The organism is Streptomyces sp. NPDC008163 (assembly GCF_042956885.1).
In the GTDB taxonomy this organism is placed as follows: domain Bacteria; phylum Actinomycetota; class Actinomycetes; order Streptomycetales; family Streptomycetaceae; genus Streptomyces; species Streptomyces drozdowiczii_A.
In genome coordinates, this window is record NZ_JBIBHG010000013.1 from 179,403 (window position 1) to 203,570 (window position 24,168).

The following is a 24,168-nucleotide window of genomic DNA, read 5'->3' on the forward strand; positions in this document are numbered from 1 at the left end:
CACGAAGGAGCATGGCCGCTATGAGGGACGAAGAGACCGAACCGCTGCTCGACAAGCTGGACGCGGCACAGAAGGTTCGTCTGCTCACCGGCGCCAGCACCTGGCGCACCTGCGCCGAGCCGGCCGCCGGGCTGCGCGCGCTCACTCTCTCCGACGGCCCGTCCGGCGTCCGCGGCGAGACCTGGGACGAACGCGAGACCTCGCTCGTCCTCCCCTCCCCCACCGCGCTCGCCGCCTGCTGGGACGCACAGCTGCTGACGGACATCGGCGCGCTGCTCGCCTCGGAAGCGAGACGCAAGGGCGTCAACGTGCTCCTGGCCCCCACCCTCAACCTGCACCGTTCCCCGCTGGGCGGGCGGCACTTCGAGTGCTTCTCCGAGGACCCGTTGCTCACCGGCCGCACCGGCGCGGCGCTCATCCGGGGCATCCAGTCGGGCGGCGTGGCCGCCACCGCGAAGCACTTCGTCGGCAACGACGCCGAGACGGACCGGCTGACCGTCGACATCCGTATGGATGAACGCACGCTGCACGAGGTGTATCTCGCCCCGTTCGAGGAAGCCGTCGCGGCCGGGGTCTGGGCCGTCATGTCCGCGTACAACAAGGTCGACGGCGTCACCATGTCCGCGTCACCGCTCCTGGAGCGCCCCCTCAAGGACGACTGGGACTTCGACGGCCTCGTCGTCTCCGACTGGGGCGGCGTGCGCACCCTTCTCGACTCCGCCCGCTCCGGACAGGACCTGGCGATGCCGGGCCCGGACGGCCCCTGGGCGGCCGGTCTGCTCGCGGCACTCGAACAGGGTCTGGTCCCCGCCGGAGCCGTGGACGAGAAGGTACGCAGGCTCCTGCGGCTGGCCCGCCGGGTGGGCGCGCTCGGGGCCGATCGGCCGGCGCGCCGCCCCGCGACGGCCCCGGAGGCCGGGCGCGCCCTGCTGCGCCGTGCCGTGTCGGCCGGTGCGGTGCTCCTGCGCAACGAGGGCGCGCTGCTGCCGCTGGACCCTGCGGCGCTGCGGTCCGTCGCGGTCATCGGGCCGCACGCCACCGCCGTGCGCATCCAGGGCGGCGGCAGCGCGGAGGTGTTCCCGGAGCACGTGGTGACCCCGCTGGCCGGGATCGAGCGGGCGCTCGACGGCGTGGCGGCGGTGACGTACCGGCCGGGGCTGCCCCCGTCCGGCCGGCCCGAACCGCTCGGCCTCGACCGGGCACGCGATCCGCGCGACGGCGGACCCGGGGTGCTGGTGCGGCTGCTCGACGCGCGGGGCGCCGAACTCCACGCGGAGCACCGGCTGTCCGGGCGGATCGTGGAGCCGTCCGTCCCGGCCGGGGACGCGGCCGCGGTGGAGGTCCGGGCCCTGTTCCGGCCGCACGAGAGCGGTACGTGGACCTGGGCGGTCGGCGGCTGGGGCGACATCTCGCTCACCGTCGACGGCCAGGAGGTGCTGTCCGGCACCTTCCCGCTGGACAGCGACGACCCGACCCGGGTGCACGTGGCCCCGCCCCTGCACACGGCCCGCGCGGAACTGACGGCGGGCCGCGAGGTGGAGGTGGTCGCGGTCCGCTCGCTCGCGCCGCACACCGGGGTCGCGACGATCCTCGCCGCCGCTCCGCCCGCCGGTGACGCGGACGCCGCGCTCGCCCGAGCGGTCGCCTCCGCACGCGCCGCCGACGTGGCGGTGGTCGTCGTGGGCACGACGGAGCAGAGCGAGTCCGAGGGCCACGACCGGGAGAGCCTGGAGCTGCCGGAGGGCCAGGACGCGCTGGTGCGGGCGGTCGTGCGGGCCAACCCGCGCACCGTCGTCGTGGTCAACGCGGGCGGCCCGGTCGCCCTGCCCTGGCACGAGCGGGTGCCGGCGCTGCTGCTCGCCTGGTTCCCGGGCCAGGAGGCCGGGGACGGACTGGCCGACGTGCTGTTCGGGCGGGCCGAGCCGGGCGGCCGGCTGCCGACCACCTGGGCCGCCGTCCAGGACGACGTGCCGGTGCTCGGGACCTCACCCGACGCGGCGGGGCGGCTGCGCTACACGGAGGGCCCGCACATCGGTTACCGGGCCTGGCTGCGGTCGGCGGCCGCTCCGGCGTACTGGTTCGGCCACGGGCTCGGATACACCGGCTGGACGTACGAGGAGCTGACGGCCCCGGCGGCGGTGCGGGCCGGGGAGCCCTTCGACGTACGGGTGCGGGTGCGGAACACCGGACGGCGGCGAGGGCGGGAGGTGGCGCAGGTCTATCTGGCGCGGAGCGGGTCCGCCGTCGAGCGCCCGGTGCGCAAGCTGATCGGCTACGCGGCGGTCGGGGCGGAGCCCGGGGAGAGCGCGGTCGCGGTGGTCCGGGTGGACGGGCGGGCGCTGGCCCACTGGTCGCCGGAGGGGCGCGGCTGGGAGACGGAGGCGGGCGCGTTCACGCTGCTCGGAGGCCGTTCGGCGGGCGATCTGCCGCTCACCGCGCGGATCGTGGCGGAGCCGGGCGCGGACTCGGCCGGGAAAGGATCCGGTAACGGTTCGGAGCACGATGGAGAGCGCTCTCCGCTGATGCTATAAATGCGCTCATGACGGATGATCTGCGACCGGCCGGAACACCCACCCTTGAGGACGTGGCGAGGGCGGCCGGTGTCTCCCGCGCCACCGTCTCCCGGGTGATCAACGGCGTACGGAATGTCGACCCGGTGATCCAGGAGGCGGTGCGCCGCGCGGTCGCCTCCACCGGCTACGCGCCCAACCGCGCGGCGCGCTCGCTGGTGACCCGGCGCACCGACGCCATCGCGCTGGTGGTGTCCGGTGCGGGCGTCGAGCCGGAGACGGAGGCGGACGCGGACGCGCCGGCGGACGAGGCGGACGGGGGCGAGGGGGCCTCGTTCACCGGGCAGGTCTTCGCCGACCCGTTCTTCGGCCGGGTGGTGACCGGAGTGGTCAACTATCTGCGGCCGCGCGGGATGCACCCGGTCCTGATGTTCGCCGAGACGTCACGGGCGCGGGAGGACGTGGTGGCGTTCCTGCGCCAGGGCAGCGCGGACGGCGCGCTGGTCGTCTCGACGCACGCGGAGGACCCGCTGCCGGGCATGCTGACGGACGCGGGGCTGCCCGCCGTGCTGTACGCGCGACCGGCACGGGCCGCCCGGATCAGCTACGTCGACGTCGCCCACCAGGACGGCGCGCGGCTGGCCGCCGAGCATCTGCTGGCCCGGGGCTGCCGGCGGATCGCGACCATCACCGGCCCGCTCGACGTGCCCGCGGTGCAGGAGCGGCTGGCCGGCTTCCGGGACACGATGGCGCAGAACGGCCACCCCTACATCGCGATCGCCGAGGGGCGGTTCACGCAGGAGAGCGGCGAGACCGCGATGGAGCGGCTGCTCGCCGAGCACCCGGACCTGGACGGGGTGTTCGCGGCGAACGACCTGATGGCCACGGGCGCCTGCCACGTCCTGCGGGAGCGCGGCAAGCGGGTCCCGGAGGACGTCGCGGTGATCGGCTTCGACGACAGCAGCGCGGCCCTGGCCTGCCGCCCGCCGCTGACCACCGTCCGACAGCCGGTGGAGGCGATGGCCGCCGAGATGGCCCGGCTGCTGATCGAGCGGCTGGGCAAGCCGGAGGGCGCCGCGACGTCCGTGATCTTCGAGCCGTCCCTGGTGGTGCGGGACTCGGCGTAGGGCCCGGTGGTCCGCCGGAGAACCCGCTCATCCCGTCCGGGGCCGCTCCCTGCCGCGTACCGCGTCAGCCGCGGTCCGGAGCGCTGCCGGTGCCGTGGGGCCGGGGCGGGTCGCCGGTGAGGGGCGGCTGCCGCCGCGCGCCAGGAAGTCCGCCAGGGGCAGGGTCGCCGCGCCGACCGTGACCGCGTCCGGGCCGAGGCGGCCCATCTCGATGGTGGTCCGGGCCGCGGCGTGCTTGAGCGCGTACTCCTGGGCGTACCGCCGGATGTCGGGCAGCAGATGCGGGCCGATGAGGAGGCCCGCCCAGCCGCCGAGCAGGATGCGCTCGGGCAGGAAGAGGTTGATCAGGTCGCCCAGCGCGGCGCCCAGGCACTCGGCCGTCTCGTCGAGCAGCGCGACCGCCACCGGGTCCGGTTCGACGCCGGGGGGCGGGTAGGCGGCGCCGAGGAGCGCGGCGAGCGCGGTCTCGTCGTCGGCGTCGACGGGCAGCGGGCCGCCCGCCTCGTGCCAGCGCTCGCGCATCGCCTCGGCCCCCGCGTACGCCTCCAGGCAGCCGATCGAGCCGCAGCGGCACCGCCGGCCGCGCAGTTGCACGGTGCTGTGGCCCCACTCCAGGGCCTGGCTGCTGCGGTCCTCGTCCAGCAGGTCGCCGTGGTTCACGCAGGCGCCGACGCCGGAGCCGATGAGGGCGATGGCGGAGGCTCCCGCGCCCCGCCCGCCGCCGAACCACATCTCGGCCTGGCCCAGCGTCTTGGCGCCGTTGTCGATGAAGAACGGCACCTCGGGCGGCACCCGCACGGCGTCCCGGAGCAGCCGCTCGAAGGGGACGGCGCTCCAGTCGATCGTCTGGCCGTGGACGACGGAGCCCACATCGCCGACGGAGCCGTCCGGCGCGTGGCGCTCGATGATGCCGGGGACGCCGATCCCGATGCCGAGCAGCCGGTGCGGGTCGGCGCCGGCGTCCCGCAGCACGTCGGCGACGCCGCTGCGGACATGGCCGACGATGCGGTCCACGTCGTAGCCGTGCTGGGCGAGCAGCCGTTCGGTGCGGGCGAGTTCGGTCAGGGAGAGGTCGAAGAGCTCCACCCTGATCCGGGTCTCACCGATGTCGATGCCGATGAGGAGGCCGCCGCCGGGGGCGACGCGCAGCAGGGTGCGGGGGCGGCCGCCGTCGGAGTCCACGACCCCGGCCTCCTCCAGGAGGTTCTCCGCGGAGAGCTCCGCGACGACGTTGCTGATGGAACCCGAACTCAGCCCGGTCGCCGGACCGAGCTCCTGGCGGCTCAGCGGGCCGTCGAAATACAACCGTTGCAATACCCGCGACCGGTTGCCGCGTCGCAGGTCACGCACGGTCCGTCTGTTGCGCTCAGCCATGTGGCTCCTTCCCTGGCGGAAACATACCGCGACCCCGGGACTTGACGCGACCTTCTCTCACCTCTTAAATCACGTCATAAATTAAGTCCTGAAGGTCGTTCGGTTCTCGAACACAGCCTTCCTCCCCGGAAAGGGGCCATCCCGTATGCGCACCATCAGAGCCGCGGCAGCCGTCACCCTCGCGATCTCCATAGCCGCCGGTGTCACCGGCTGCGGAGGCGGTACGTCCTCGGGCGGCGGCAGCAACGATGCGCCGAAGACCCTCACGTACTGGGCCTCCAACCAGGGACCCAGCATCGAGGCCGACAAGAAGATCCTGACCCCCGAGCTGAAGAAGTTCGAGAAGCAGACCGGCATCAAGGTCAAGCTGGAGGTCGTGCCGTGGGCCGACCTGCTCAACCGCATCCTCGCCGCCACCACGTCCGGTCAGGGCCCGGACGTGCTGAACATCGGCAACACCTGGTCGGCCTCGCTCCAGGCCACCGGTGCGCTGCTCCCCTGGAGCAAGGAGAACTTCGACGCGATCGGCGGCCGTGACCGGTTCGTCGACTCGGCGGTCGCCTCGGCCGGTGCGGAGGGTCAGGACCCCGCCGCGGTGCCGCTGTACTCACTCGCGTACGCCCTCTACTACAACAAGAAGAGCTTCGCCGACGCCGGCATCGAGAAGCCCCCGGCCACCTGGGACGAGCTGGTCGCGGACGGCAAGAAGCTCTCCAAGAACGGCAAGTGGGGGCTGGGCGCCGAAGGCTCCAACCTCTCCAACAACATCCACCAGACGTTCGTCCTGGGCCAGCAGCACGGCGCCGACTTCTTCGACGCCGACGGCAAGCCGACCTTCACCTCGGACGGCGCGGTCGCGGCCGTGAAGCAGTACATCGACTTCATGGCCAAGGACAAGATCATCGCCCCGGGCAACGCGGAGTACGCCCAGAACCAGTCCCTGACGGACTTCGCCAAGGGCAGGACCGCGATGGTGCTGTGGCAGGCCGCCGCCTCCACCTTCGCCTCGCAGGGCATGAAGCCCGAGGACTGGGGCGCGGCCCCCGTGCCGGTCGCCTCGGGCACCCCCGGCCAGGGCAAGAACACCAACTCCATGGTCGCCGGCATCAACATGGCGGTGTTCAAGAACACCAAGAACCTCGACGGCGCCAAGAAGTTCGTGAAGTTCATGACGAGCGACGACGAGCAGAAGCTGCTCAACAAGACCTACGGGTCGATCCCGCCGGTCAAGACCGCCCAGGCGGACGAGGCGTTCTCGGCGCCCGACCTCGCGGTCCTGCGCGACACGCTGGCCAAGAGCGCGGCCCCGCTGCCGCAGGTCCCCAACGAGTCGCAGTTCGAGACCGCCGTCGGCACCGCGGTCAAGGAGCTGTGGGCCGACGCAGCGGCCGGCCGCCCCGTGACCACCGAATCCGTCAAGGCGCGCCTGGAAAAGGCCCAGCAGACGATGCAGCAGTAAGGCTCCCTTCATGACCGCCACCGTGACCACCGACAGCCTGACGGAAAAGTCGGACAGGGTGACGAGCCGGGGCAGCGGGGGTGCGCGCAGGAGACTGCCGCGCATCCCCGACCGGATCCGCCAGGGCGGACTGCCCTATCTCCTGCTCCTGCCGGCCGTCCTGCTCGAACTCCTCGTCCATGTGATTCCGATGATCATCGGAATCGTGATGAGCTTCCGCCAGTTCACGCAGTTCTACATCAACAACTGGGGCGGGGCGCCCTGGAGTGGCTTCGACAACTACAAGATCGCCGTCGACGTCAACGCCCCGATCGGCGAGGCACTGCTCCACTCGTTCTTCGTCACCTGCGTCTTCACGTTCTTCGCCGTCGGCCTGGCGTGGCTGTTCGGGGTCGCGGCGGCGATCATGCTGCAGGAGAACTTCCGCGGCAGGGGCTTCCTGCGGGCGGTCTTCCTCGTCCCGTACGCCCTGCCGGTCTACGCGGCCGTGATCACCTGGGCCTTCATGTTCCAGCGCGACAACGGCCTGGTCAACCACGTGCTCCACGACCAGCTCGGGATCACCGACCAGCCGTCGTTCTGGCTGATCGGCGACAACAGCATCTACGCGCTGATCATCGTCTCGGTCTGGAAGGGCTGGCCCTTCGCCTTCCTGATCGTGATGGCCGGGCTCCAGAACATCCCGCGCGAGCTGTACGAGGCCGCCTCGATCGACGGCGCCGGCATCTGGCAGCAGATCCGCAAGATCACGCTGCCCTCGCTGCGCCCGGTCAACCAGGTCCTGGTACTCGTCCTCTTCCTGTGGACGTTCAACGACTTCAACACCCCGTACGTGCTGTTCGGGAAGGCCGCACCGGAGAACGCGGACCTGATCTCGATCCACATCTACCAGTCCTCGTTCGTCACCTGGAACTTCGGCACCGGCTCCGCGATGTCCGTGCTGCTGCTGCTGTTCCTGCTGGTCGTGACGGCCGTCTACCTGTTGATCACCTCACGCGGAAGGAAGGGTGCCGATGCCTAGCCCTGCCCAGCCGTCCGTGCTGCCCGCCAAGACGACGGGGCGCTCGCGCCACCGTTCCCCGATGGCCGCGCCGCAGTCCTTCCTGTGGATCCGCCGGGCCATCCTGACCTTCCTGACCGGCTTCGTCCTGCTGCCCGTCTACGTGATGATCAGCAGCTCGCTGAAGCCGCTCCAGGACGTGTCGGGGAAGTTCCACTGGATCCCGTCGGGGCTGACCGTGAAGCCCTACATCGACATCTGGGACACCGTCCCGCTGGCCCGCTACTTCGTGAACTCGCTGATCGTGGCGGGCGCGGCGACGGTCCTCTCGGTGATCATCGCGGTGTTCTCGGCGTACGCGGTGAGCCGCTACAAGTTCCGCGGCAAGCGGGTCTTCACCGTGACGGTGCTCTCCACGCAGATGTTCCCGGGCATCCTCTTCCTGCTGCCGCTGTTCCTGATCTTCGTGAACATCGGCAACAGCACGGGCGTCGCCCTGTACGGCTCGCGCGGCGGTCTGATCCTCACGTATCTGACCTTCTCGCTGCCGTTCTCCATCTGGATGCTCATCGGCTACTTCGACTCGATCCCCCGGGATCTGGACGAGGCAGCGCTCGTCGACGGCTGCGGGCCGATCCGCGCGCTGTTCCGGGTCGTGGTGCCGGCCGCCGTGCCGGGCATCGTGGCCGTCGCCGTGTACGCGTTCATGACGGCCTGGGGCGAGGTCCTCTTCGCCTCCGTCATGACCAACGACACCACCCGCACCCTGGCCGTCGGCCTCCAGGGCTACGCCACCCAGAACGACGTGTACTGGAACCAGGTCATGGCCGCCTCGCTCGTCGTCAGCGTGCCGATCGTCGCCGGCTTCCTGCTCCTCCAGCGCTACCTGGTGGCCGGCCTGACCGCGGGAGCCGTCAAGTGACCGCCCCGGAAAGGAAGTCCGTGAACGACCTCAGCGCCCTGCCGGCCGGCTTCACGTGGGGCGTCGCCACCGCCGCGTACCAGATCGAGGGAGCCGTGGCCGAGGACGGCCGCGCCCCCTCCATCTGGGACACCTTCTCGCACACCCCGGGCAAGGTGGCCGGCGGCGACACCGGTGACGTGGCCTGCGACCACTACCACCGGGTCCCGGAGGACATCGGCCTGATCAAGGAGGTGGGCGCGAACGCGTACCGCTTCTCGCTCGCCTGGCCGCGCATCGTGCCCGGCGGCGACGGGACGGTCAACGCGGCCGGCCTCGACTTCTACGACCGCCTGGTGGACGGGCTCCTGGAGGCCGGGATCACCCCGTTCGCCACGCTCTACCACTGGGACCTGCCGCAGGCCCTCCAGGACCGGGGCGGCTGGACCGTACGGGAGACCGCGGAGCACTTCGCCGCGTACACCTCGGTCGTCGTGGAACGCCTCGGCGACCGCGTCAAGGACTGGGCGACCCTCAACGAGCCGCTGTGCTCCGCGTGGATCGGCCACCTGGAGGGCACGATGGCACCGGGTCTCACCGACCTGACCGCCGCCGTCCGGGCCTCGTACCACCTGCACCTGGGCCATGGACTCGCGGTGCGGGCGATCCGGAGCATCTCCCCCGACGCCCGGGTCGGCATCGTCAACAACCTCAGCCCCGTCGAGGCGGCCACCGACCGCGAGGCGGACCGGGCGGCGGCGGTGCGCGGTGACGGCCATGTCAACCGCTGGTGGCTCGACCCGATCCTCGGGCGCGGCTACCCGCAGGACATGGTCGATCTGTACGGAGTCGAACTCCCCGTCCAGGAGGGCGACATGGAGCTGATCTCCGCGCCGCTGGACTGGCTGGGCGTCAACTACTACTTCCGCCAGGTCGTCACCGCCGACCCGTCCGGCCCGGTCCCGCACGCCAAGCAGGTCTACCTGCCCGGCTCGCGCCACACCCACATGGACTGGGAGGTCCACGCCCAGGGCCTGGAGCAGCTGCTCCTGCGCCTGACGGAGGAGTACGGCGTCGAGCGCATCTACGTCACGGAGAACGGCTCCGCCTACCAGGACGTCGTACTCCCCGACGGCTCCGTGCACGACCCCGAGCGGACGCAGTACCTGGAGGAACACCTCGCGGCCTGCGCCCGCGCCGTCCGCAAGGGTGCCCCGCTGGCCGGCTACTTCGCCTGGTCGCTCCTGGACAACTTCGAGTGGGCCTACGGCTACGACAAGCGGTTCGGCCTGGTCCACGTGGACTACGCGACGCAACGCCGCACGATCAAAACCAGCGGCCGCCGCTACGCGGAACTGGTCCGAGAAGCGACGACTCCCCGCTCCCGCAAGGCCGCCTGACGTTCGGGCACACCGACAGCCCCCGGCCGCGACGGACCACCGCCGCCGCCGGGGGTTTCGGGCTGCGCGAGAACCCTGGTGCCACGGCCGGACGGCCCGCCCTGAACCCAGGAGTTCTGCGGACTTGAACCTCACGCGGTGTGAGGATGCATCGTGGAACCATGACGAGCGAATCCTGGCGGGTGGGCCGCCTCGCGGAGGCCAGCGGACTGACCGTGCGCACGCTGCACCACTGGGACACCATCGGCCTGCTCAGCCCCTCGCAGCGCACCGCCGGAGGGCACAGGGAGTACACCGAGGCCGACCTCGCACGTCTGTATCAGGTGCTGGCGCTCCGCAGTCTGGGGCTGGCGCTGGACACCATCGCCGTCTGCCTCGACGCGGGCGTCGACCCCACGCGGCTGGTCCGCGATCACCTGGCCGGTGTAGAGACGTCCATCGAGGCGCTCGGCGTCCTGCGCGACCGGCTCGTACGACTGGACGAGGAGCTGTCGGTGGGGCACGCTCCGCCGGCCACGGCTCTGGTCGATGCGCTGCGGGCGATCGGCCGCGCCGGCCCGGAGCGCGGGCACGCCCTCGATCGCCACCTGGACTCCGAGCAGATGCGGGTTCTGTGGACCCGTGCCGCGGCACTGGGGCCGGCGCGGCACTACCTGCTCGAAGTCGAGTGGCCCGAGTTGTACCGCAGGGCGGACCGGCTCCGCACGGCCGGAACTCCCCCCACCGACCAACAGGTCCGCCGGATCGTGGTCCGGATGGACGAGCTCAGCGCGTTGTTCACCGGCGGCGACGCCGGCATCTCCGCCGGCGTGAAGGCCGCCTGGCACGACGACCCGGTCGCCATGTCGGGGGAACCCGAGGCGCCCGCCGAGGACTGGCGGGAGCTGGCCGCGTACCTGGACCGGGCGCGCCGGATTTCCGGCCGACGCACGCCCGCCGTGAGTGACCCGCATCCGTCCGAAGGAGCCCGGTGATGAATCCACCAACCCGAATCCGTATCGCTCTGGCCTCAGCCGTCCCGACCCTTCTCGCCCTCCCCGTCCTCTGCGTCCTGGCCGCCGCCGGTGCGATGCCCTGGGCCGTTCTGCTGGCTCTGCCTGTGGTCCTCGTCGTCCAGGCCGCAGCCACCTTCGCCCGCCTGCGCCGGATGCCCTGAGTCGGCGTCCCGGCCGGCGAGTCGCGGACGCGTCAGCCGCGGGTCACGCCTTCGCGCCCGTCGCCGACGCCCAGTTCGTCAGCAGGAAATGCAGCCCCTCCACCGCCCGTTCCCACGACGTCTGCACGGGTCGCGCCGCCTCGAAGCCGCCCTCAGCCTCCAGGTCCGTGAAGCCGTGGAACGTGCTGCGGAGCAGGCGTACCGCGTCCGTGAGGTCCGGGTCGGTCAGGCCGTAGGCGCGGAGCATCGCGGAGGTGGTGCGCAGGGTGCGGTGGTACGCGGGGGCCTCGGCGACGATCGCGGGGTCCACGTGGCAGCGGGTGGCGGCGTAGCGGCCGGGGTGTTCCAGTGCGAAGGTGCGGTACGCGTCGGCGAACGCGGTCAGCGCGTCCTTTCCGGCCCGGCCGGCCACCGCCGCCTCGATGCGGTCGATGAACTCCTCCGCGGCCAGCAGCGCGACACGGGTCCGCAGGTCGCCCAGGTTCTTGACGTGGGAGTACAGGCTCGCGTCCTTGACGCCGAAGCCCCGGGCCAGTGCGGAGATGGTGACCTTGTCGAAGCCGGCCGAGTCCGCCAGATCGGCCGCAGCCGCCACGACCCGTTCGGTCGTGAGCCCCGCGCGCACCATGTCCACCCCTGCCGACGTGTTTCCTAGACCCCTTAGCTTTACGCTCCGCCGAATATACACAGAAGCCCTCGGTGGTCACGGTTGGCCGTGACCACCGAGGGCTTCCGTACCGCGCCGACAGCGGGGAGTGGGTCGACACGGTGGCCGGGATCGCCGGGAGAGCGCTCTCCCGCAGCGTTCACAGTGTCTCGCCGCTGTCGACAAGGTGTCAAGGTTCGGCCGGTGGACACACGGATGCGGGGGCCCCGGCCGCGCCGGGGCCCCGCATCTCACGGATCAGCCGGTGGGGAAGTTGTCCGGGGTGCTGATCCGGGACTTGAGCAGCGCGCCCGACTCGGTGAGCACACCGCTGCTGCTGTAGTCGCCGCCGTTGCAGGTGCCGGGCTTGAAGGCGGCACTGCTCTCGTTGGCGTCCGAGTAGGTCCAGTTGGCGTAGCTGATCTTCAACTGGTCGAGCAGGTCCAGCCAGGCGGTGGTGCTCGCCCGGTCCAGCGCACCGCCGCCGGTGGCGCTCACCGTGCCGAACTCCGTCACGAAGAGCGGGAGCTGCGAAGCGGCACGGCTCACTGTCGCGCGGTAGTTGTCCTTGTGACTGGCGGCGTAGAAGTGGAACGCGTACATGATGTTGGTGGCGTTGACCGGGCTGTTGACGACCTCGCTCTCGTTCGAGCCGTCCGAGACGCCGAGGGACGACCAGCCACGCGTTCCGACGATGACGACCGCGTCCGGGTCGGCGGCCCGGATCACCGGGATGACCTGCTCGGCGTAGTTCTTGATGCCGGCCCAGCTCACGCCGTTGGGCTCGTTGGCGATCTCGTAGATGACGTTCTTCTTCGAGGCGTTACGGGCGGCGACGGACGCGAAGAAGGTCTTGGCGCGCTCCAGGTTGTAGTTCGGGTCGCCCGGCGTGAGGGTGTGGAAGTCGATCAGGGCGTACATGCCACGGGCCTCGGCCATGTCGACGAGGCTGTTGACCTTGCTGGTGAAGCCCGCCGGGTCGGTCTCGTAGCCGTCCTCCTGCACATACATCGCGGTGCGCAGCAGGTCCGCCTTCCAGTCGTTCGCCAGCGCGTCCAGCGACGCGTTGGTGTAGCACTGGCTGAACCACTGGAGGCCGTGCGTGCTCATGCCGCGCAGCTGGATCGGGCGGTTGTACTGGTTGCACAGGTTCGTGCCGCACACACGGAGCTGGCCGTTGGTCTCCACCGGGGTGCCGCCCCCCGTGGCCGGCGGCGGATCATCGTCGTCGCCCCCGCCGCCGACGGTCCCCGTGCAGGCGACGCCGTTCAGCGTGAAGCCCGTGGGCGCCGGGTTGGCGCCGGAGAAGGAGCCGACGAAGCCCAGGTCCGCCGTGCCTCCGGTGGCCAGGTTCTTGTTCCAGTCGATGCCGGCGGCACTGACCGTGGAGCCGGACTGCGACCAGGTGGCGTTCCAGCCCTGGACGACCTTCTGCCCGGAGCCCGGCAGGGTGAACTTGAGCTGCCAGCCGTTCACGGCGTCACCCAGGTTGGTGACCTTCACCCCGCCCTGGAAGCCGCCCTCCCACTGGCTGGTGACCGTGTACTCCACCTTGCAGCCGGTGGCGGCCGCCGCCGGTGGGCTGGCCAGGACCGTCAGGCCCATGACCGTGGCGCCGGACGCCAGCAGAGCCAAGAAGCGTTTCACAGCATTTCTCCTCGATCGAAGGGGAACAACTGAGGAACCACTGGATGGGAGCGCTCCCAGAACCCATCGGCCCGAGACCGTACACGTTGCGGAAGCTCACGGATACCCATCCGACGCTGTCATGCACAAATAAACTCTGGGAGCGCTCCCAGAGAATCACCATGAAGGGGCCTCCAATTGATCCGACCCCCTCGGCCGCCCACCCTCCGGGCCGTAGGATCGGTGGCTCTTGGGGGTGGTCCATGCTGAACAGGGGTTCCGGCACGCCGACGCTGGAAGAAGTGGCGGCGCTCGCCGGGGTGGGGCGGGGCACGGTCTCCCGAGTGATCAACAACGCCGCGGGCGTCCGGGAGTCCACCCGCCGCGCCGTGCAACGCGCCATCGACGAACTGGGTTACGTACCCAACCTGGCCGCCCGCTCCCTGGCCGGACAGCGGGCGGGCGCCGTCGCCCTGGTGATGACGAAGACGGACTGGCGGCTGTTCGGGGAGCCGTTCTTCTCGGAGATCGTGCGCGCGGTCGGGGATGCCCTGGACGAGCGCGGCGTGCAACTGCTGCTCACCCTCGTCCGCACGGACAGCGAACGACAGCGACTCCTGGAGTACGTGCGCGGCGGCCGGGTCGACGGGGTGCTGCTGATGTCGGTGAGCGCCGAGGACCGGCTGCCGGACATGCTCGCCGACGCCGGGGTGCCCACCGTGCTGCTCGGCCGGCGCTCGGGCGACGAGCGGGTCACCTATGTGGACGCCGACAACGTTGGCGGCGCCCGGGACGCGGTCGGCCACCTGGTGCGCGGCGGGCGCCGGAACATCGCCGCGATCGCCGGTCCGCCCGAGATGTACGTCGCCCAGTGCCGGCTGCGCGGTTATCGGGAGGCCCTGCGCGAGGCGGGCTGCGCCGAGCCGCCGTCCCTGGTCGCCCAGGGCGACTTCACCGAGGCCAGCGGGCGGCGCGCGATGGCGCGGCTGATCGAGCGGCACCCGGAGGTGGACGCGGTGTTCGCCGCGTCGGACAGCATGGCGGCCGGGGCGCTGGCCGCGCTGCACGCGGCGGGGCGGCGGGTGCCCGAGGACGTGGCGGTGGTCGGCTTCGACGACTTCGAGCTGGCCGAGCAGACCGATCCACCGCTGACCACGGTCCAGCAGCCGATGGAGGAGATCGGCAGAGCGATGGTGCGGCTGCTGCTGGAGGAGATGAGCCGGCCGAAGGTCGCCTGGCACCACGTGATTCTGCGTACACGACTGATGGTACGTCAGTCTGGTTGATCTACAGCGCGGTTGAGTTGTACGGACAGGCGCGTGCGCGCATCGCGGCGCGTTTCGGCCGATGCCGTCCACAACCTTGTCAGGGACACGACCGCTCGCCTACAGTCCCCTACCAACGAATGCATGGGAGCGCTCCCACCCGTACGCGGCCCCCACACCCCTCCGCGGCCTGCCGCCCCCACAGCCCCGCACCCGCACCCGCACCCGCACCCGCACCCGGCACCCGCACCCGCACCCGCACCCGCACCCGCACCCGCAGAAGGAGACACCATGGCACGACGCAGAACACAACTCGCCTCCCTGGCGGCGGTGCTGGCGACACTGCTCGGCGGTATCGCCTTCACGCTGCTGGGCCAGGGCAGTGCGCAGGCCCACGGCGTCACCATGTCGCCGGGCTCGCGCACCTACCTCTGCTGGCTGGACGCCAAGACGAGCACCGGCTCGCTGGACCCGACCAACCCCGCGTGCAAGGCGGCGCTCGCCGAGAGCGGGGCGAGCTCGCTGTACAACTGGTTCGCCGTACTCGACTCCAACGCGGGCGGGCGGGGTCAGGGATACGTCCCGGACGGCACCCTGTGCAGTGCCGGCGACCGCTCCCCGTACAACTTCACCGGCTACAACGCGCCGCGCGGCGACTGGCCCCGTACGCACCTCACCTCGGGCGCCAAGATCGAGGTCGACCACAGCAACTGGGCCGCGCACCCGGGTTCGTTCCGGGTGTACGTCTCCAAGCCGGGATACTCCCCCACCACCGAACTGGGCTGGGACGACCTGGAGTTGATCCAGACCGTGACCAACCCGCCCCAGGTGGGCTCGCCCGGTACCGACGGCGGTCACTACTACTGGGACCTGACGCTGCCCTCGGGCCGCTCGGGTGACGCGGTGATGTTCATCCAGTGGGTGCGTTCGGACAGTCAGGAGAACTTCTTCTCCTGCTCCGACATCGTCTTCGACGGCGGACACGGCGAGGTCACCGGTATCCGCGGCTCGGGCGGCACGCCCGACCCGACGCCGGACCCGACGCCCGACCCGACGGACCCCACCGACCCGCACACCGGATGCATGGCCGTCTACGAGGTGACCAACTCCTGGAGCGGCGGCTTCCAGGGCTCCGTCGAGGTCATGAACCACAACACCGCGGCGCTCGACGGCTGGGCCGTGCAGTGGATGCCGGGCGCCGGCACCAAGGTCAGCAGCGTGTGGAGCGGGGTGCTGAGCACCGCGTCGGACGGCACGCTGACGGTGAGGAACGCCGACTACAACCGGTCGATCCCGGCGGACGGCAGCGTCACGTTCGGCTTCACGGCGACTTCGACGGGCAATGACTTCCCCGTCGGCTCGATCGGCTGCGTCAGCCCGTAACCCCTGACGCGGACGGCGGCGGTTCCCGGGCGACACGGGAGCCGCCGCCTTCTTGTCGCGGCACCGACCCGCGACCGACCCGCCGCTTGCCACCGGGCCCCGATCGGCCGGGTACGGTGGACTCTGTCCGATCATGTTCCGCCGGACGGGCACGGAGGCTGCGTGGCACTCGACATCAACGAACCGTTCGGTCAGAACTGGACGCACGCGGCGCAGTTCGGCATCGCGTTCGTCCTGTCGTGTGCGATCGGGATCGAGCGTGAGGTCCGCCAGAAGGCGGCTGGCCTGCGCACCTACACGATCGTCGGGCTCGGGGCCGCGCTCTTCACGCTGGTCAGCAAGTTCGGCTTCTCGGACGTCGTGGTGACCGGCCAGGTGGAGCTGGACCCCTCGCGCGTGGCGGCCCAGATCGTCTCCGGGCTCGGCTTCATCGGCGGCGGCGTCATCTTCGTCCACCGGGGCTCGGTACGGGGCCTGACCACGGCGGCCTCCATCTGGCTCACCGCCGCCGTGGGCTGCGCCGCCGGTGCCGGGCTGCCCGTGCTCGCGACGCTGGCCACGCTCGCGTACTTCCTGGTGTCGTACGGGGTACGCCCCCTCGCCCACCGGCTCCCCGCCCTGCGCAACGCGTCGATCGGCTACCGCATCACGTACACCGAGGGCGTCGGCGCGCTCCGCGAGCTGGTCAACCACTGTACGGAGATCGGGTTCGCGGTGTCCGAGCTGACCACGCTCTCCGGCTCGGGCCGATACCGGCGGCGGCGCGCGCAGCCGGACGCCGAGGGGACCGTGGAGATCGCGCTCAGCGTGCAGGGGCGGGGCGACCCCGACGCACTGACGGCACGCCTCGCGGGCACTGCCGGGGTCCTGGCGTGCAACCGGAGCGATCTCAACGACGAGTGAGCCCCGGCCCCGCTCGCCGGGGTGCTCGTATGCTCGGCTGCCATGACGAGCCGTGCCGCCCTCCCCCCGGAGCCCTCCGTCGCGCTGCGCGAGGTCCTCGCCTTCGACGACGGGGGGAGCCTGCGGCTGCTGCTCGCACCCGCCGGCCGTGACGTCGGGGTGCGCGGGGTGGCCGTGGGCGACGAGGGCCCGGCCCGGTCGCTGGACGGCTGCCTGGTCCTGGTCACCGGGGCGGCCGCCTCGTCCCCCGAGGCGGCCGCCCCGGTCCGCGAGGCCGCGCGCCGGGGCGCCTCCGGTGTGGTGCTGCGCGCCGTGGAAGGGGTGGCCGCCGCGCCGCAGGTGCTCGCCGCCGCCGAGGAGGCGGGGGTCGCCCTGCTCACCCGCGCGGAGTGGGCCGACTGGACGGACGCCGCCGCGTTGCTGCGCTCCGCACTGGCCTGTGCCCGGGCCGGCGCGGACGACGGGGCCACCGGGCGGATGGGGCCCGGTGGCCCGGAGAGCCTGAGCGCGCTCGCGGCGGCCGTCGCGGAGTACACCGGCGGATCGATCACCATCGAGGACACCCGCCTGCGGGTCCTGGCGCACTCCGCCACCGGGCCCGAAGCCGATGTGCTGCGCCGGTCCACCATCCTGGGCGGCCGGGTTCCGGAGTGGCGCGTCGCTGAGCTGCGGCGCAGCGGGATGCTCCGGACGCTGTGGACGTCCCGGGACGTGATCCACCGGGCGGCCGACGCCGAGGGGCCGGAGCGCCTGATCATCGCGGTCCGCAGCGGCCCGGAGGTCCTGGGCTCGATCTGGGTGGCCGGCGACGGACGCCCGCTGCGCCCGGACGCGCCGGACGCGCTGCGCCGGGCCGCCGAGGTCGCCGCTCCCCTGCTGGTGCGCCACCGGCTGCGCGAGAGCGGCGCTGCCCGCCGCAGCGAACTCGCCCTGCGCGGACTGCTGTACGGGGACGGGGACGCCCGTACGCACGCCTGGTCGCTCGGCCTCTCCCCCGACGCCGCCTGCGCGGTCGTGGTCGCCGAACCCCTCGCCGCCGCGCCCGCCCCGGGCGACCGCACGCTCGATGTGGCGGCGCTCCAGGCGGCGACGTACCGCCCGTCCGTACGCGTGCTGCGCGACGGCGACCGGCTGCTGGTGCTGCTGCCCGTGGACGCCGGGCCGGACCGGGGCGCGGCGGCGCTGGCCCGGGAGCTGGCGGGCCAGGCGCAGGACGCCGGGGTGCTGGCGGGGGCCGGGCCGGTGGCGGCCGGGGCGGCCGGTGTGCGGGAATCGTACGAGGAGGCCCTGCTCGTCGTGCGGGTACTGCGCGAGCGGGCGGCGTCCGGAGGCTCCCAGCGGTCGACCGACGCGGCGGGCGTGGGCCCCTCGCTGGACGTCGCCCGGATCCTGGACGCCGCCCGTCCGGTCTGGGAGGCGGGGCGGGGGCCGGTGCACGACCTCGTACGGGCGGATCTGGCGACGGGCGGGGAGCTGGTCCGGTCGCTGGCGGCCTACCTCAACGCCTCGGGCGACGTGGCGCGGGCCGCTGAGCACCTGGTCGTCCACCCGAACACGCTGCGCTACCGGCTGCGGCGCGCCCGGGAGCGGTTCGGGGTGGATCTGGAGGACCCCGACACCCGGCTCCTGGTCACGCTCGCCGTCCGGCTCAGCGGGTAGGTTGCGGTCTGTTCGTACGGCCGCGGCTCCTCACGGCCTTCACTTTTGGCCGACCGGACAAGGAAGCGCACCGTTCTTGGCCGCCCGTCCAGAGACCTGGGGGCATTCATCGCCGACTCTGGCTCCATGAGCCTTCCTTCGCCCTCCTCCGTCCCGTCCCCCTCGACCCCGGCGGGGTCCGCGCGTGTCGCGGCCGTCGTCCGCCACGCCGTGGCAGCCGGTCTGCTCGGCGAGGCGAGCCCGGTCGCCGGCTTCATCGACACGGACGGCGTGCGCGCCTCGGTCGACGCCTTGCACGAGGCGTTCCCCGGGGTGCCCGCCGTGCTGCACACCTTCGCCGCGAAGGCGTCCTCACTGGTCCCCGTGTTGCGGCTGCTCGCGCGGTGCGGGATGGGCTGCGAGGTCGCCAGCCCGGGTGAGCTGCGGCTCGCGCTGGACGCGGGGTTCGCGCCGTCGAAGATCGTGCTGGACTCCCCCGCCAAGACCCGGGACGAGATCCGCCGGGCCCTGGCCGTGGGCGTGGCGATCAACGCGGACAACCTGGACGAGGTGGACCGGATCGCCTCGCTGCGCCCGGCGGACGCGGTGTCCGACATCGGCCTCCGGGTCAACCCGCAGGTCGGCGGCGGCTCGATCGGCGCGATGAGCACGGCCACGGCCACCTCGAAGTTCGGCGTGGCGCTGCGCGACCCCGGCGCGCGCGAGCAGGTCGTGAAGGCGTTCGCCGCGCACCCGTGGCTGACCCGGCTGCACGCCCATGTCGGCTCGCAGGGCTGCTCCCTGGAGCTGATCGCGGCCGGGATCGCCGAGACGTACCGGCTGGCCGAGGAGATCAACGAGACCCTGGGCCGCCGGCAGGTCACCGGGCTCGACATCGGCGGCGGGCTGCCGGTCAACTTCGCCGACGACGAGGTGCGCCCCACCTTCGCGGCGTACGCGGCGGCGCTGCGGGCGGCCGTGCCGGGGCTCTTCGACGGGCGATACGAGCTGGTCACCGAGTTCGGGCGGTCCCTGCTCGCGAAGAACGGCTTCATCGGTGCGCTGGTCGAGTACACGAAGGACGCGGGCGGCCGCCGTATCGCGCTGACCCACGCGGGGGCGCAGACCGCCACCCGTACCGTCTTCATGCCGGACGCCTGGCCCCTGCGGGTCGGCGCCTTCGACTCCGACGGGCGGCCCAAGGGCGGGCCCATGGTGGTCCAGGACATCGCGGGCCCGTGCTGCTTCGCCGGGGACGTCGTCGCGCACGCCCGCGAGCTGCCCGAGCTGCGGGAGGGCGACTTCGTGGTGCTGTACGACACGGGCGCGTACTACTTCTCCACGCCGTGGTCGTACAACAGCCTGCCGCGCCCGGCGGTGTACGGGTACGAGCTCGCCGCTGCGAGCGGCCGCGAGGAGCCGGTGGTGCGGTTCGCGCCGGTACGCGACGCCCAGTCGCTGGACTCGGTCTCCGCGGAGAGCGGCCTCGCGCACGCCGACGCGCTGCTGAATCTGCGGGACTGAGCCGACGGGTGTACGCGCTGCCGTGGCCTCGCAGAATTTAGCAGCCATGGACATATTAGCCATGTACGGTATCTGTCATGAGCAACGCGATCGAGGGCGCGACCCCTGGTTTTCTGGTCTGGCGCCTGTCCATGAAGTGGCGGGTGGCCATCGACCGGGCGCTGACCCCGCTCGGCCTGACGCACGCGCAGTATTCGCTGGTCGCCTCCCTGCAGGGCATGGAGCACGCGGGGCTGCGGCCGAGTCAGCGCGCGCTGGCGGATCACACCGGACTCGAAGCGCTCTACGTCTCGAAACTGGCCCGCGCCCTGGAGTCGGCGGGTCTGGTCGAACGGACCACCGACCCCTCGGACAGCAGGGCCGTCCGGCTCTCGCTGACCGAGGAGGGCCGTGTGACGACGGAGCGCGCGGTCGCGGTGGTGCGGGAGCTCGTCGACGGGCTGCTCGCACCTCTCGGCGGTCTCGGCGGCAAGGACACCGGGGCGTTCACCGAGGCACTGACGGCCCTGCTCGACGTGCCGGTCCCTCCCGTCACCCCTTCCCGCGAGGAGTCATCATGAGCACCGCACCCCCTGTGAACGGCCAGGTCATCGGCATGGCCCACTACGCCACGCGCGCGCTCGCCGAACGGCTGCTGCCCCAGGGCGCCACCTTCCACCAGGCCCTGGCGCTCAACGCCGTCGAGGCCGCCGGCGGCGCCGTCGGGCGCCGCGCACTGGTCGAGCGCCTGACCGGGGCGGTGAAGCTCGGCGTTCCGGCGGCGGAGGCCACCGTCACCGAGCTGACGCACGACGGTCTGCTGGAGGAGCGGCCCGGTGACCTGCTCGCGCTCACCCCTGCGGGCGACGCGCTGATCCAGTCGTACAAGGCGGGCGTCGCCGGCATCGCGGCCGAGCTCTACGGGGACCTGCCGGCCGAGGACCTGGCCGCGGCGGGCCGGGTGCTGACCGAGGTCACCGCCCGGGCCGACGCGATGCTGGCCGCCGGCTGACCCGTGGGCCGCCCCGGACTCGCCGGGTCAGACCGGTGACGGCTCGGGCTCGGGCGGCGGCACCGGGTCGGGGTTCGGCGAGGGCGGCTGCGGGATCGGGTCGGGCGCCGGTCCCGGCGGAGTGGGTGTCGGCGCCGGGGGTGTGGGCGCGGGCGGGGTCGGCGCGGGCGGCGTCGGCTCCGGCAGCGGACCCGGGGTCGGCGCCGGAGGGACGGGGTCGGGGAACGGATGAGTCATCTCGGGCCTCCGAGCGATCGGGGGTGGACCTCTTCCACCGTCTCCCGGAGCGGCTGCCCGCGCCCGGCGAGGCCATACGTGCGAACGCGGAAGAGTGCTGCGTACGGATGACGCGGGCGGCCCCGACGGGTCAGTGCCCGGCGGCCGCCACGGCGGCGGCCAGCCCGGGGCGGGGGCTGGACAGGACCGGGATCCCGGTGGTCGTACGCTCGGCCGCGCCGGCCATGGAGCCCTGGGCGAGCACGATGACGTCCGCGTCGCGTACCTCGTCGGCCGAGGCCGCGACCAGGTCGAGGAAGCCGTCGTTGTCCCCCGCCGTGAAACGGTCCCAGGCACCGTCCACCAGCACGGTGCGCACGTCCGCCCCCGGCAGCCCGGCGCCGGCCGCCTCCTCGGTGAGCAGCGCGCGGGTCGGCTCCAGGGTGGAGGCGAGGGCGGCGAGGACGGTGATCCGGCCCGCCCGGACGGCCGCCGCCGCCATGGGCCGGTCGACGCGCAGGACCGGGACGCCGGCCGCGACGCCCGCGGCCTCCGCCACGGCCCCGATGGTCGAGCAGGTGCAGAGCACGGCGTCCGCCCCTTCGGCCACCAGGTCCGCGACCACCGCCTCCACCTCGTCGGCCACCGCTTCGGGCCCGAGCGCCGCCGCCGTGGTCAGCAGCTCCTCCCGGACGACGTGGCGCAGGGGGGTCCCCGGGTGGTCGGCGTCGCGCAGGGCGTCGAAGGCCGGGACGTGGACGGGTGAGGTGTGCAGCAGCGCGAGCGTCATGGCCGGCCTGCTCCTTCCGGTTCAGTACAGCTCGGGGTGCGAGGCGAGTTGCGTCTTCGCGCGCTCCACCAGCCCCTCGGGCACCTCGGGAGCCTCGTCGGGGTGGCGCGAGGCCCACTTGGCGGCGTACGGGCACAGCGGCACGACGGGCACGCCCTCACGCCCCGCCATGGCATAGAACTCCCTGACCAGGGCGGAGCCGATGCCCTTGCCCTCGTGCCCGGACCCGACGACCGTGTGGACGGCGACGAGCCCGGCGGGCTCCCCGTCCAGCACGAAGTACGCGATGACGCCGACGGCCTCGCCGTCCTCGTACGCGGACAGCTTGCCGGCCACCCGGTCGTCATGGATCTCGGGCCCGGTCTGCTCTGCCATGGCGGTGTGCCCCTCGTTCGACGAGCCGCCTCAGCGCGCCGCGGGCACCGCGTGCGGGCTGCGCTCGGTGTCACTGCCCGGCACGGGCGCGGAGGCGTCGGCACCGAGTGCGACGATGCGGTTGTCCGCGTCGACGTGCACGATACGCGGGACGAGGGCACGGGCCTCGGCATCCTCGACCTGGGCGTAGCTGATGAGGATGACCAGATCACCCGGGTGCACCAGATGGGCGGCGGCGCCGTTGATCCCGATCACCCCGGAACCGCGCTCGCCCTCGATGACGTACGTCTCCAGCCGGGCCCCGTTGTCGATGTCCACGATGTGCACGAGCTCACCGGGCAGCAGGTCCGCCGCCTCCATGAGCTCGGCGTCGACGGTGACGGAACCCACGTAGTGCAGGTCGGCCTGGGTCACGGTGGCACGGTGGATCTTCGACTTGAACATGGTGCGCAGCATGCGGGGCTCCTGGAGGACGGCTCCCTGCCTGTGGTCTTACAGGTCAAGGGCTGGCTGCCCAGACTACAGCGAGTCGTGTGCTCCGGGCAGCCCTCCTCGAGTCGTTCAGGATCCGTGCGCGGAGGTCTGCGGGCACCGGGGGCCCGCCCTGGTTCATCGGTCGTCCGTCGGCGCGGTGAAGCGCAGCAGATAGGTGTCCATGATCCAGCCATGCCGCTCGCGGGCCTCGGCACGCAGCCGCCGGATCCGGTCGGAGACCTCGTGGAGCGGTCCGGCGACGAGGAGTTCGTCCGGCGTGCCGAGGTAGGCGCCCCAGTAGATCCACACGTCGTCGCCCGCGAGACGGGTGAACGACTCGTGGGCGTCGAGCATGACGACGATGTCGCCGTCGCCGTTCCGGCCGAGGTCGGCGAGGCGGCGGGCCGGGGTGATGTGCACCGGGCGGCCCACCTGGTTGAGCGGGATGCGGTGACGCGCGGTCAGGGAGGCGATGCTCGTGATGCCGGGGATCACCTCGACGCTCACGGAGAGCGCACCTCGGTCCTCGATGTCCCCGAGGATGCCCAGCGTGCTGTCGTACAGGGACGGGTCGCCCCAGACGAGGAAGGCGCCCGTCTCACCGGCCGCCATCTCCTCGCACATCGCCCTCTCGAAGACCTCGCCGCGCCGTTCGCGCCAGTCCTGGACGGCCGCCGTATAACCGGAGCGGTCCATCGGGCGCCGGTCGCGGCTGGGGTCCTCGACCTCGACCACCCGGTACGGGCCCCGCGCGTGGTCCTCGATCATCCGGTGGCGCAGGTCGGTGAGCGACGCCTTGTGGGGGCCCTTGCCGACGACGAAGAACACATCGGCGCGCCGGATCGCCTTCACGGCCTGGAGAGTCAGCTGGTCGGGGTCGCCCGCCCCGATGCCGATGACGAGGATCGCGCGCTGTTCCGTGCTCATGCGGCGAGTCTTCCAGGGACTCCTCCCCCACCGGCGGGCGGCCCAGGACCGGCCGAGGTCGGCGTGAGACGGGTGTCCCTCCCCCCGGTGGCACCGCGTAAGGTGACCGCAGCAGCTGGTTCGCCCCGTCCGCCAGGCGGGGTGTCGCAAGAGGGAACCCGGTGGGAATCCGGGACTGCCCCGCAGCGGTGAGCGGGAACGACCGCCGTCATACGCACTGGGCCCGGGACGGGTCTGGGAAGCGACGGCCAGTAGGTGTCCTCCGGTACGGAGGGTGTGCCCGCGAGTCCGAAGACCTGCCAACTGCCCGTGTACGGACCACCCGTACGCGGACATTCCGGTGACCTCGAGGGCGGGTCGGCGTACACACCAGACGGAACGACCGTGCCGCGCCGCGTTGCGCCGGGGTCGTACCCGTCGGGTCGTCGTCACCTTCGCGCTCTCGTCCCGTCTCCGGGATCTCAGGGATTCATCTCGCGAAGG

The 24,168-nt window shown here is 72.3% G+C and carries 22 protein-coding genes and 1 riboswitch; of the genes, 15 read left to right on the plus strand and 7 right to left on the minus strand.

Translation table 11 applies throughout. From position 1 onward, the window contains the following. Positions 1-20 precede the first annotated feature (20 nt). Together ACFZAT_RS27055 and ACFZAT_RS27060 are read left to right on the plus strand one after the other, a co-directional pair. Positions 21-2,531 carry a glycoside hydrolase family 3 C-terminal domain-containing protein gene (locus ACFZAT_RS27055; RefSeq protein WP_391268048.1) on the plus strand — a complete coding sequence of 837 codons (2,511 nt, stop codon included), beginning with the start codon at positions 21-23 and terminating at the stop codon, positions 2,529-2,531. Between the two features lie 8 nt (positions 2,532-2,539). Then, a complete protein-coding gene (locus ACFZAT_RS27060; RefSeq protein ID WP_391268051.1) occupies positions 2,540-3,637 on the plus strand; it encodes a substrate-binding domain-containing protein in 1,098 nt (365 codons plus the stop codon). A gap of 27 nt (positions 3,638-3,664) precedes the next feature. Here the strand turns inward: ACFZAT_RS27060 and ACFZAT_RS27065 are convergent, their stop codons facing one another. After that, complete coding sequence (locus ACFZAT_RS27065; RefSeq protein WP_391268053.1) at positions 3,665-5,011, minus strand: ROK family protein; 1,347 nt, start codon at positions 5,009-5,011, stop codon at positions 3,665-3,667. 145 nt (positions 5,012-5,156) lie between these two features. Between ACFZAT_RS27065 and ACFZAT_RS27070 the strand changes: the two genes are divergently transcribed. From ACFZAT_RS27070 to ACFZAT_RS27095, 6 genes are all read left to right on the plus strand, one after another. After that, positions 5,157-6,470, plus strand: coding sequence for an extracellular solute-binding protein (locus ACFZAT_RS27070; RefSeq protein ID WP_391268056.1), 1,314 nt, complete (start codon positions 5,157-5,159; stop codon positions 6,468-6,470). A gap of 10 nt (positions 6,471-6,480) precedes the next feature. Then, entirely contained in the window at positions 6,481-7,491 is a 1,011-nt protein-coding gene (locus ACFZAT_RS27075; protein WP_391268058.1) for an ABC transporter permease subunit, read from the plus strand. Continuing rightward, positions 7,484-8,392 (plus strand): ABC transporter permease subunit, encoded by a 909-nt coding sequence (locus ACFZAT_RS27080; RefSeq protein WP_391268061.1) that lies wholly within the window; start codon positions 7,484-7,486, stop codon positions 8,390-8,392. The genes ACFZAT_RS27075 and ACFZAT_RS27080 overlap by 8 nt, the downstream gene beginning before the upstream one ends. Positions 8,393-8,412: 20 nt before the next feature. Beyond that, entirely contained in the window at positions 8,413-9,771 is a 1,359-nt protein-coding gene (locus ACFZAT_RS27085; RefSeq protein WP_391268064.1) for a GH1 family beta-glucosidase, read from the plus strand. 161 nt (positions 9,772-9,932) lie between these two features. Then, entirely contained in the window at positions 9,933-10,745 is an 813-nt protein-coding gene (locus ACFZAT_RS27090; protein ID WP_391268066.1) for a MerR family transcriptional regulator, read from the plus strand. Continuing rightward, positions 10,745-10,927 (plus strand): hypothetical protein, encoded by a 183-nt coding sequence (locus ACFZAT_RS27095; RefSeq protein WP_391268068.1) that lies wholly within the window; start codon positions 10,745-10,747, stop codon positions 10,925-10,927. Before ACFZAT_RS27090 ends, ACFZAT_RS27095 begins: the two co-directional genes overlap by 1 nt. A gap of 43 nt (positions 10,928-10,970) precedes the next feature. Here ACFZAT_RS27095 and ACFZAT_RS27100 read toward each other — a convergent pair whose 3' ends face one another. Beyond that, on the minus strand, positions 10,971-11,555 hold the full coding sequence (locus ACFZAT_RS27100) for a WHG domain-containing protein (RefSeq protein ID WP_391268071.1): 585 nt from the start codon (positions 11,553-11,555) through the stop codon (positions 10,971-10,973). A gap of 276 nt (positions 11,556-11,831) precedes the next feature. Next, positions 11,832-13,220 (minus strand): cellulase family glycosylhydrolase, encoded by a 1,389-nt coding sequence (locus ACFZAT_RS27105; RefSeq protein ID WP_391268073.1) that lies wholly within the window; start codon positions 13,218-13,220, stop codon positions 11,832-11,834. A 242-nt stretch (positions 13,221-13,462) separates the two neighbouring features. Here ACFZAT_RS27105 and ACFZAT_RS27110 point away from each other — a divergent pair, with 242 nt between their 5' ends. From ACFZAT_RS27110 to ACFZAT_RS27140, 7 genes are all read left to right on the plus strand, one after another. Continuing rightward, positions 13,463-14,485, plus strand: coding sequence for a substrate-binding domain-containing protein (locus ACFZAT_RS27110; RefSeq protein WP_391268076.1), 1,023 nt, complete (start codon positions 13,463-13,465; stop codon positions 14,483-14,485). Positions 14,486-14,755: 270 nt separating this feature from the next. Then, entirely contained in the window at positions 14,756-15,847 is a 1,092-nt protein-coding gene (locus tag ACFZAT_RS27115) for a lytic polysaccharide monooxygenase (protein WP_391268078.1), read from the plus strand. 162 nt (positions 15,848-16,009) lie between these two features. After that, entirely contained in the window at positions 16,010-16,750 is a 741-nt protein-coding gene (locus ACFZAT_RS27120; protein ID WP_391268081.1) for an MgtC/SapB family protein, read from the plus strand. Positions 16,751-16,792: 42 nt separating this feature from the next. Next, entirely contained in the window at positions 16,793-18,409 is a 1,617-nt protein-coding gene (locus ACFZAT_RS27125) for a helix-turn-helix domain-containing protein (RefSeq protein WP_391268084.1), read from the plus strand. Between the two features lie 126 nt (positions 18,410-18,535). Continuing rightward, a complete protein-coding gene (locus ACFZAT_RS27130; RefSeq protein ID WP_391268086.1) occupies positions 18,536-19,912 on the plus strand; it encodes a diaminopimelate decarboxylase in 1,377 nt (458 codons plus the stop codon). Positions 19,913-19,989: 77 nt separating this feature from the next. Continuing rightward, complete coding sequence (locus tag ACFZAT_RS27135) at positions 19,990-20,472, plus strand: MarR family transcriptional regulator (RefSeq protein WP_391268089.1); 483 nt, start codon at positions 19,990-19,992, stop codon at positions 20,470-20,472. Then, positions 20,469-20,903: a hypothetical protein gene (locus ACFZAT_RS27140; protein WP_391268091.1), complete on the plus strand. Its 435-nt coding sequence runs from the start codon at positions 20,469-20,471 to the stop codon at positions 20,901-20,903. The genes ACFZAT_RS27135 and ACFZAT_RS27140 overlap by 4 nt, the downstream gene beginning before the upstream one ends. Before the next feature lie 367 nt (positions 20,904-21,270). Here the strand turns inward: ACFZAT_RS27140 and ACFZAT_RS27145 are convergent, their stop codons facing one another. The 4 genes from ACFZAT_RS27145 to cobF all read right to left on the minus strand — a co-directional run bounded on the left by ACFZAT_RS27145 (position 21,271) and on the right by cobF (position 23,685). Continuing rightward, entirely contained in the window at positions 21,271-21,909 is a 639-nt protein-coding gene (locus ACFZAT_RS27145; RefSeq protein ID WP_391268093.1) for an aspartate/glutamate racemase family protein, read from the minus strand. Positions 21,910-21,930: 21 nt separating this feature from the next. Further along, positions 21,931-22,284, minus strand: coding sequence for a GNAT family N-acetyltransferase (locus ACFZAT_RS27150; protein WP_391268095.1), 354 nt, complete (start codon positions 22,282-22,284; stop codon positions 21,931-21,933). Between the two features lie 30 nt (positions 22,285-22,314). After that, entirely contained in the window at positions 22,315-22,740 is a 426-nt protein-coding gene (panD, locus tag ACFZAT_RS27155; RefSeq protein WP_018099995.1) for an aspartate 1-decarboxylase, read from the minus strand. Positions 22,741-22,893: 153 nt separating this feature from the next. Further along, positions 22,894-23,685, minus strand: a complete 792-nt coding sequence (gene cobF / locus ACFZAT_RS27160) for a precorrin-6A synthase (deacetylating) (RefSeq protein WP_391268098.1) — start codon at positions 23,683-23,685, stop codon at positions 22,894-22,896. 99 nt (positions 23,686-23,784) lie between these two features. Next, positions 23,785-24,004, plus strand: a riboswitch (cobalamin riboswitch). The last annotated feature ends 164 nt before the right edge of the window (positions 24,005-24,168 follow it).